This is a genomic window from Micromonospora sp. CPCC 206060, from assembly GCF_036906895.1.
In the GTDB taxonomy this organism is placed as follows: Bacteria; Actinomycetota; Actinomycetes; order Mycobacteriales; family Micromonosporaceae; genus Micromonospora.
On record NZ_JBAKHU010000298.1, the window covers coordinates 1 to 533 of the forward strand.

Sequence of the window (533 nt, forward strand, 5' to 3'; positions counted from 1 at the left end):
GGGTGTGTACAACTAACGGCTGATCGACCGATCAAGGGAGAGACGCCAGATGACGACCGAGACCACCGTGGGAGAGCCGGCTGTGGAGCCGGTGGGTGCGGTCACGGATGAGCAGTTGATCGCGATGCTGGTCGATCGGGCTCGTGGGGACGGGTTGAAGCTGACCGGTGAGGGCGGGTTGCTGCAGCAGCTCACGAAGCGGGTCCTGGAGTCCGCCCTCGAGGGGGAGATCACCGACCATGTCGGCTACGACAAGCACGACCCGGCCGGTCGGGGCAGCGGGAACACCCGTAACGGCAGCCGGACCAAGACCGTGCTCACCGACGTCGGACCGGTCGAGGTCCGGGTCCCACGGGACGCGGCGGGAACCTTCGAGCCGCAGATCGTACGCAAGCGGCAGCGTCGCCTGTCCGGGGTCGACGACCTGGTGCTGTCGTTGTCGGCCAAAGGGCTGACGCACGGGGAGATCGCCGCCCATCTGGCCGAGGTGTACGGCACCGAGGTGTCGAAGCAGACCATCTCCACCATCACCG

1 protein-coding gene is annotated in these 533 nt (G+C 67.2%); it reads left to right on the top strand.

Going from position 1 to position 533, the window contains the following annotated elements; all coding sequences use genetic code 11:
- Window positions 1–124 precede the first annotated feature (124 nt).
- The coding region (locus V6U90_RS33835) for a transposase (protein ID WP_334445280.1) at window positions 125–533 on the top strand (409 nt) is incomplete at its 3' end.